Raw genomic sequence first — 9093 nt, 5'->3', positions numbered from 1 at the left:
AGATGTGTATAATAGGCAGGGATAGGACGTTGCCACGCGTTATTCCGGCATAGCTCAGTTGGTAGAGCACCTGACTGTTAATCAGGTTGTCGTCAGTTCGAGTCTGACTGCCGGAGTTGCTAAAGATGTTGACTACCTTCCTTTCGGTTAGTTAACATCTTTTATTTTATGCCAACTTAGCTCAGTCGGTAGAGCATCTCCCTCGTAAAGAGAAGGTCGGAGGTTCGATTCCTCTAGTTGGCATTATTAAGTCTTATAGAATTTAGCAAGTCTTGGCGTATCGGCTTTTTATAAAGATATACCGAGACTTGTTTTTATTTAATTAATTCCAATGCTCTTATAAGTACATGAATTATATCGGTTGAGTGGATAATACGAATAATAAATGCAAAAAATATAAAATAGGTATTTGCAATAACATGTTGGCATGCTATAATATCATATGTTGATAAGTTATTCCGGCATAGCTCAGTTGGTAGAGCACCTGACTGTTAATCAGGTTGTCGTCAGTTCGAGTCTGACTGCCGGAGTTCTAGGAAAAAAGACTGGTATTTCGCCAGTCTTTTTTTGTTTGCTTAAGTCAATAAGTGATCCGCTTAATTATTACTATAAGAGTTTTAAGATCCTAAGTTATATTTGATTAGTCTATAGTGTAATTACTCTGTTATTAGCCTAAAATAAACGATAATTTTATCAAAAAAATTGTAGAAATTATAAAATAATAATATACTGAAACTGTAGTTAGTTAGTATATGGCTTAGGAGAATGGAGGCTTAGCGATGCAATTTAGTAAGGCAATTTTATTAGCAACGAGCATTCTCGCTATAGGTATATGTTCCAGTGGATGTAGCAATAATTCTAATACAAGTAGTAGTAAAAGTAGTAGTTCGCAAGCATCGTCAGTAAAGAAAGAGGAGGCACAAATTGTAGGTTCCTACCGTGATGATGCTGATGGCGCAGCTATAACGTTAAATTCAGATGGAACGGGAACTTATGTGATGGCAAATCCAACCAAAGCAGATATTCACGATCAATTGACATGGAAAAAGGAGAAAAATAATTACATCATTAACTTAAATGATAGTAATTATGATACGCCAATCGATGCCCGATTAAATGAGGATAATTTAAGTTTAGTTGGCAATGATGAATGGCCTAACCAGTCATTCCGCCGTGTCCATGGAGATTTTAATATTGATGAATTCTTAAATGAACAGCATTCTAAGAACAGTAATTCATCAAAAAATGCAGAATCAAAAGAATCATCGTCACATGCACGAGCAGCCCTTAAGAAGTGGGCAAAGGATCATCATAAGGATAGTAAGAAGATCGACTCATTAAAGGCTACGACCGACTTATCTGAGCCTGATGAGGGATGGGCTTTTGTCGATGATAATGGAACTGAATATGCAATCGTTCGAAATGGGAAGGTATACCCTCGTCCTGTAATTGATAATGATACTTCTTCAAATTAATTTCTAATAGGTCAAAGTTAATTAAATAAAGGATAATAGCTCGTACATCCGCTTTACTTCTCATCAAAAACTTATTTTTCAATTGACGGTTTTTTGAAACACGTTTATAATGGTACTATTCTGAATTTTATTGTTAAAGTTTTTTAATGTTTGGAATGAGTATCCAATTAACGGATTGTTAATTGAAAAGTGAAATTATTTGGAGGAATTGTATGAGTAAACAGAAAGATTTGGATACCTCCTTCTTTGGGCAACCCCGTGGACTGTCCACCCTGTTCTTCACTGAAATGTGGGAACGGTTTAGTTACTACGGAATGCGGGCTATCCTTTTATTCTATATGTATTATGCTGTTACCAAGGGTGGTTTGGGAATGGACCAAGCTACCGCAGCATCAATTATGTCTATCTATGGTTCATTAGTTTATTTGGCTAGTGTTGTCGGTGGATGGTTATCAGACCGTGTTTGGGGATCGCGGCGAACGGTCTTTATCGGTGGTGTCCTAATTATGTTTGGACATATTGCATTATCATTACCATTCGGTGTGTCCGCCCTTTATGTATCAATTGCTTTAATTGTTATTGGTACTGGTTTATTGAAGCCAAACGTTTCTGAAATGGTCGGGGGATTATATAGTCCAGAAGATCGTCGGCGAGACTCCGGTTTTAGTATGTTTGTCTTTGGTATTAACTTAGGGGCCGCGGTTGCGCCATGGGCTGTTCCGTGGGCTGCTAACGGCTTTGGGTTGAACCTCTTCCATGGTGAGATGAACTTCCACGCAGGGTTCTCACTAGCCGCTATCGGAATGTTCTTCGGTTTAGTTCAATATGTTGTTGATGGACGGAAGTACCTTTCCAAAGATAGTTTATATGCGGATGACCCAATCGACAAAGAAAGTCTTCGTCCAGTTATTATTTGGACAACAGTGGGGGTAGTTGCATTAGTTGTCATCCTCGGCTTATTAGCTGCAATGGGGCAATTAAACATTACCAACATCATTACATTAATTACAATCGTTGCGATTGCACTACCAATTTACTACTTTGTAATGATGCTAAATTCCAAGAAGGTTACAAAAGAAGAAAAGTCCCGCGTTGTTGCATATATTCCGCTATTCATCGCGGCGGCAATTTTCTGGGCAATTGAAGAGTCTGGTTCTGTTGTGTTAGCCTTGTTCGCTGAACAACGAACAGTATTGCACATTGGTGGCTGGCATTTTGCAGCCGCTAACTTCCAGACACTTAATCCATTATTTATTATGATCTTAACGCCATTCTTCGTAACGCTTTGGGATCACTGGAAGAAGCAGCCAAGTGCACCTGGTAAATTTGCTGCTGGGTTAGTAATTGCTGGACTATCGTACGTATGGATGGCATTACCAGCAATGATTCATGGTACTACTGCTGGACGGGTTAGCCCATTCTGGCTAGTTGGTTCATGGTTTATCGTTGAAATTGCTGAAATGTTGATTTCACCAATTGGGTTATCTGTCACAACAAAATTAGCACCAAGAGCCTTTAAATCACAAATGATGAGTATGTGGTTCTTGGCTGATGCTGCTGGACAAGCGGTTAACGCACAAGTTGTTAAATACTACTCTTCTGCTACCGAAGTTCCTTACTTCTTAATTATCGGGGCTGTAAGTATCGTCTTCGGATTGATTCTTTGCTTGTTTGTTAAGAAGATTCATGCTTTAATGGATGGGGTAGAGTAAATTTAAAAAGAGAGGCTGGGATTGACTCAGTCTCTTTTTTTGATGAAATGAGGCATTAAATGAAGATTGCGATAAGTAGCGATTTACACTTAGATTTAAATCATGCAAATGTAGTAGATGTTATTACCCAGCAAGCACATTATTTAACTACTGAGAAAATTAACTACTATTTTTTCTTAGGTGATATGTTTAACGACTTTGCTAAAACTCAGGAATATTTCAAGCAGCTTCAACAGCAGCTCTCTGTTACGCAAGTGTATTATTTAGCTGGCAACCATGACATGTTGAAAAATATTACTTATGACCAGCTTGAAGGAATGCGTGATTCCTGTTACTTGCATAATCAGTTTATTGACCTTCCGGAAACAAATTGGCGCATTATTGGTAATAATGGTTGGTATGATTATTCTTTTTCGCAATACGAAGCATCACCGGATGAAGTTGCAAGGTGGAAAAAAGCATACTGGATTGACCGTAATATTCCTCAGCCAATGAGTGACCAAGAGCGGATGGCACTAGTTTTAAAACAAGTACGCCAACAGTTGCTTGATGCGCAGATAAGTGGTAAAAGGGTTATATTTATGACTCATTTTGCCCCGGCAGCGACGACCCTTCCTCAGGGAGTCGCAGTTGAAGGGCGACGGCAACGAATGTGGGAAATGACAATGGCAATGATGGGGAGCCAAAACTTAGGTGATTTGTTAGCCGAATTTCCAATGGTCCGGCAGGTGTTTTATGGTCATTTACATTATGCACCAGCGTTAATTACCATTAATGGGGTGGATTATCTTAATAGTGCAGTAGGCGTGCAGCGAAAAGGACGGCAGATGTGGCACGGCGAAACCCTATTAGATCAATGGATTAACCGTTTGTGTATTAAATCAGTATAACTTTTTTCAAAAAAATAGAAAAAAAGACTTGCAATGAAGATGGAAATTAGGTATTATAATAAACGTTGATTGATACGAAATATTTAATCAAGCAACTTCTTGGAGGAGTAGCGAAGTCTGGTTAAACGCGACGGTCTGTAAAACCGTTCCTTCGGGTTCGGCGGTTCGAATCCACCCTCCTCCACTTTTATTATTGGGCTATAGCCAAGCGGTAAGGCAACGGTTTTTGGTACCGTCATGCGCTGGTTCGAATCCAGCTAGCCCAACTGTCTTAAAACTGTGACATGTATGTGTCACAGTTTTTTTGTTACATTTTATTTTTAAGGACTGAGGTTTAATGCCAAAACAGGGACACTTTGCTAAATCATCGCGAATAAAACAATTAAATAATTTTAAGGTGAAAAAACATGGGGAAGTAAGAACAATTGACAGGGATCAATTAACGGATTTTCTGGTTGTTCGTTATGCCCTAACATTAAAAAAGCGGCTTGACCCACGTCATCGAGAAACAATTCAACGGATGCTAATTGAGATTTGTGAGCAATTGCCAGTAGCTGGTGGTAATTTACAACAAATTATCCCACCATTGTTAACACGGTTAAATGCCCGCGTTCCTTGGCAATTCTATTCACAAGTATTAGCGAATTGGGATGCCTTGCAACATTTCTTGCAGAAAGAATTACCAGCGGTACCGCTTCGGCAGCAATTACGAATTACCGCTACTATTTCGCAACTTGCACTAGCAGAACTAGTTATTCAATTATTAGCAAAGAAGGCCGTGGCGATAACCCTGATTAACCAGCCGCAAATAGGTCAACAACAGAAATCGCAAATGCTTTCGATGATGGTTGCATCTATCTTTCCCCACCAAGTGATTGACTGGGAAAAGGTGCGTGCCTTACTGCAGCCATTCCCGTTTGAAATCGACCAGTCCTTAGATGAAGGGACGCAGCAATGGCTAAAAAATTTGAGTCTTCAATAATGACATTGACTTTTGTTTATTCTGCTTGGTAAAATTAAACCGATATTTGAATAAAATCATTTTATGGAGCTGTGGTGGAGTTGGTCACTATAGCTCTTTTATTTTGTCTAAGAAGGAGGACCTATTATTGCAATGAAAGAGAAAAGCTTTTCAAAAATTTATTTTGCAATCGGCTCAGTAGCTTTATTAACATTTATTGGCGTGCTTAACGAAACATCAATGAACGTAACTTATCCTGAGTTATCAGCACAATTTGGCGTATCGTTAGACGTCATTCAGTGGATTACGACTGGTTACTTATTAATGGTTACGATTACGATGGGGACAACCGCCTACCTCTTGCGCCAATATGCTGCCCGATGGTTACACTTATTTGCAGTAACTTTTTTTATCATTGGTGACTTAATGTGTGCTTTGACGGGAAATTTCCCTCTCCTATTAACAGGACGGTTAATTCAAGCAATAGCAACTGGGTTAGCAACGCCGATTATGTTTCATTTAATTTTTACTGAGATTCCGCGTGAACGAATTGGGATGATGACTGGGCTTGCAGCAATGGTGATTTCATTTGCTCCGGCGTTAGGACCAACATATGGTGGAATTGTTTCGGAAATGATGTCTTGGCGGATGATTTTCTGGATTCTTCTACCAGTGGTCTTAATTAGTCTTGTTTGTGGGCAATTATTTATTCGTAATCAGCCTTTGGGAAATAGTAAGGCATTTAGCTATGCCAGTTTAGTTACCCTTGCCCTTGCCTTGATTAGCACGATTAGCGCGGTATCAACAGTTGGAAAACATGGATTTAGCTGCCAATTTTGGCTATTACTATTAATTGCAATTATTTTCTTTGGCATTTTTATTTATGTTAATAATCATGGTAAATCCTCGTTATTTGACTTGCTTGTTTTTAAAGTTGTGCCGCTCCGGTTATCAACGGTAACTTATTTTAATTTACAATTTATAAATATTGGAATTTCGTTAGTTATCCCAATCTACCTTCAATATGTGTTACATTCTTCAGCTATTGTTGCCGGGTTAGTTTTATTGCCTGGCTCGCTGATTGGGGCATTTATTTCGCCAATTGCGGGGAATTTAGCTGATCGCTTGGGATTTGTGGTACCAGTAGTTACTGGGGGATGCTTGCTTGTAATTGGGACGGTTAGTTTTAGTGTTTTTCAGCAGCATCTTACGCCTATACTTATTATGATTTTCTTTATTGTGTTACGGATTGGTTTTAATTTTGCTTTTTCTAACACGATTTCCAATGCTTCGATGCTGGTTCAACCGCAAAATGCCCCAGACGTCAATTCAATTTTTAACATGGTTCAGCAGTTTGCCGGGTCATTAGGGACTAGTTTGTTGGCTTCTGCAATTGCGTTATTCCAAGCTGGTAACACGGGTTCATTAGCTGAACGGACTTATGCTGGTGGCCGCTTTGACTTTATTTTGCTGGGTATCCTGGCAATCGTTACTTTACTTGCAATGATTACTAACTACCGTCTCCAAAAGACGCACGCAATTATTTCAAAATAGGTGGTTGAATTAGGGAAGCAAGAATGTAATAATGTGGCATGATTAATGCTATTTTCATGATTTTAAAGAAAGCGACTAAAAAAGATGATACATTCTATCGTTCACTTTATGGTGAACAATCAAGTTTTCACGCTCTTTATTTGCCTGGCACTCGGCTTTTTAATTGGTAATTATAAGATTGCGGGAAAATTTAATATTGGAGCAACCGTTGGGACGTTAATCGTTACCCTTATTGTGGGACAAGTCGGGGCGTTCCCACGGAATGAAATGCTTGGGACAATCTTTTTCGGAGCATTTATGTTCTCAGTTGGCTACCGGATTGGCCCCCAGTTGCTGGTTAGTCTAAAGCTCTTTGGCGTGCGGATTTTAATTGCCAGCATTTTCTGGATGTTGATTGCCTTTTTTGTTGGTTGGAGTCTGTTTGCGGCTTTCAAAATTGGCCCGGGAATTGCTGCGGGGGTTATCTCTGGGGCGCTAACGCAGTCTGCCACAGTTGCTAGTTCCTTACAAACGATTGGCTCTTTGCCGGTGAGTCAGAGTGTTAAAGCAACTTACGAAGCACAGTTGCCAGTTGCATATGCCCTGACATATGTATTCGGTACGCTAGGGGTAATTATCTTTTTGAGAGATATTGCTCCTAAGATTTTAGGCATCTCGATTGCAGAACGGGGACCGCAAATGGCTGAACATTATCATTTTCATGCCAAAAATCCTAACCCGACTTGGCGCCGGACATATCGTCTTGCTAGTGATTCATCGCTTGTTGGCAAAAATTTAGAAGAATTTAATCGGCGATCGAATTACCGCATTATTGCACTAGCAGCGTTTCATGATGGGAAGATGACCGACCACCTAGAGTATCGTTTGCAAACTGGCGATCTATTAACTGTGATTGGTTATGCAGTTCATTTTGATCGTTTGATGCGTATTCCAGGGCTAACAGAAGTCTTGACGCCGACCAATGCCCCTCGTGAACGGGAATTTGTATTAGGCAAACAATTTAAGCCAAGTGAATTAGCAATTTTGCGGCAACACGGGGTCTTTATTAATATTCAGGACCCGATCAGCGGAAATCAACAACTGATAAACCAACTACGCCCAGGAGACGTAATTTCATTAACGGGGAATACATCACGGACAAAGGCAGTCTTAAAAAAAATCGGCCGGTGGAAAGCAGCAGATTCTGCAATGAATTATTCCTTGTTTTCATTGGGAATTGGTTGTGCTTCCCTTTTAGGGATTATCGGGATAAAATTAAACAGTATTCCATTACAGCTTGGTAACGGAACGGCCGCATTGATTATGGGGTTGATTTTAAGTTCATGGATTGAACGGCATCGTGACCGCAAGTCAATTCCAGAGACTGTAACGGGGTTCCTACAAAGTTTTGGTTTAACAATCTTTGTTGGGACGGTTGGTCTACAGTCAGCACAAGCTTTTACTAGTGCTATCAAATCATTAGGGATTGGGGTGCTGGTCATCGGGGTGCTTATTTCAATCATGCCCCATTTATTAACCTTATTATTTGGCCGTTATGTCCTAAAAATGGAACCCCTAGCATTAATCGGGGCACTGACTGGTTCAGGGACGATTGCGGCGGCAATGAGCGAGATTTCTCAAAAGGCGGGCCCAGAAGGGGGAGCTTATTATGCTGCGGCTTTCACGCCGGCCTTTGTAGTGGGGAATATTGGAATTACACTTTTAGGACCAATTTTTGTGGCACTGTTATCATAAGAATAATCGCTAAGAAAGGGCGTGCAAAATTAAAAATGCAACAGTTTTTTACAATTTTAGGTGGAATGGGTACGTTGGCAACGGAGAGTTATGTACGTCTATTAGATAAGAGGACACCGATTCACCGTGATCAGGATTATTTGAACTATTTAGTTGTTAATCACGCGACTGTTCCAGATCGGACAGCGTGGATTTTAGACCATCGTCAGCCTGATCCTAATGAAGCGCTAATCGAAGATATTAAACAACAAAGCTTATTAAATCCTGCATTTTTTGTGCTAATTTGTAATACGGCACACTATTCTTTTGATAAGCTTCAAGCAGCAACAGAGATTCCAATCTTAAATATGTTGCAAGAGACAGTTAACGAGATTAAAAATATTAAGCCGGAAGCTAAACGAGTTGGCCTTTTGGCAACAAAGGGAACCCTGGCTGCCAATTTATATGACCCCTACATTACTGGTGCTGGTTATGAAGAGGTTAAACCGACGCCAGAGATTGAGGAAATGACCGAGGACTTGATCTACCATGATATTAAAGAAGCCGGACATTCTGATGGTAAAAAATATCATGAACTTGTCCGCAAGATGGTTGAAGAACAAGGGTGTGATGTTGTAATTCTTGGTTGTACTGAATTATCATTTGCTGAAGAAATGGATCCAGAGACTAAGTATCCTGTTGCTGATTCTCAATCAATTATTGTTGACCGCTCGCTTGAACGGGCATTAAAATTGCGGCAAAATTAATAAAAACGTGATGCACTGCAA

General features: G+C 39.9%; 7 protein-coding genes and 5 tRNA genes. All 12 read left to right on the top strand.

What is annotated here, in order from left to right:
• Positions 1–43 precede the first annotated feature (43 nt).
• The 12 genes from DTK66_RS05170 to DTK66_RS05115 all read left to right on the top strand — a co-directional run bounded on the left by DTK66_RS05170 (position 44) and on the right by DTK66_RS05115 (position 9072).
• A tRNA-Asn gene (locus DTK66_RS05170) sits at positions 44–116 on the top strand.
• A gap of 54 nt (positions 117–170) precedes the next feature.
• A tRNA-Thr gene (locus tag DTK66_RS05165) sits at positions 171–243 on the top strand.
• A 214-nt stretch (positions 244–457) separates the two neighbouring features.
• Positions 458–530, top strand: a tRNA-Asn gene (locus tag DTK66_RS05160).
• A 249-nt stretch (positions 531–779) separates the two neighbouring features.
• The gene (locus DTK66_RS05155; RefSeq protein WP_191667972.1) at positions 780–1475 is read left to right on the top strand and encodes a lipocalin/fatty acid-binding family protein; all 696 of its coding nucleotides are present in this window, start codon (positions 780–782) and stop codon (positions 1473–1475) included.
• Between the two features lie 212 nt (positions 1476–1687).
• On the top strand, positions 1688–3187 hold the full coding sequence (locus DTK66_RS05150; protein ID WP_191667971.1) for a peptide MFS transporter: 1500 nt from the start codon (positions 1688–1690) through the stop codon (positions 3185–3187).
• Positions 3188–3246: 59 nt separating this feature from the next.
• The gene (locus tag DTK66_RS05145; protein ID WP_191667970.1) at positions 3247–4077 is read left to right on the top strand and encodes a metallophosphoesterase; all 831 of its coding nucleotides are present in this window, start codon (positions 3247–3249) and stop codon (positions 4075–4077) included.
• A 101-nt stretch (positions 4078–4178) separates the two neighbouring features.
• Positions 4179–4261, top strand: a tRNA-Tyr gene (locus DTK66_RS05140).
• Positions 4262–4271: 10 nt separating this feature from the next.
• Positions 4272–4343: transfer RNA gene (locus DTK66_RS05135), tRNA-Gln, on the top strand.
• A 71-nt stretch (positions 4344–4414) separates the two neighbouring features.
• Positions 4415–5059, top strand: coding sequence for a hypothetical protein (locus DTK66_RS05130; protein WP_191667969.1), 645 nt, complete (start codon positions 4415–4417; stop codon positions 5057–5059).
• Between the two features lie 132 nt (positions 5060–5191).
• On the top strand, positions 5192–6592 hold the full coding sequence (locus DTK66_RS05125) for an MFS transporter (RefSeq protein WP_191667968.1): 1401 nt from the start codon (positions 5192–5194) through the stop codon (positions 6590–6592).
• Positions 6593–6676: 84 nt separating this feature from the next.
• Complete coding sequence (locus DTK66_RS05120) at positions 6677–8326, top strand: aspartate-alanine antiporter-like transporter (protein ID WP_191667967.1); 1650 nt, start codon at positions 6677–6679, stop codon at positions 8324–8326.
• A gap of 35 nt (positions 8327–8361) precedes the next feature.
• Complete coding sequence (locus DTK66_RS05115) at positions 8362–9072, top strand: aspartate/glutamate racemase family protein (protein ID WP_153930058.1); 711 nt, start codon at positions 8362–8364, stop codon at positions 9070–9072.
• Positions 9073–9093 lie beyond the last annotated feature (21 nt).

This window comes from Limosilactobacillus walteri, assembly GCF_014830205.1.
GTDB lineage: Bacteria > Bacillota > Bacilli > Lactobacillales > Lactobacillaceae > Limosilactobacillus > Limosilactobacillus walteri.
This window is presented reverse-complemented; position numbering and strand designations above follow the sequence as displayed.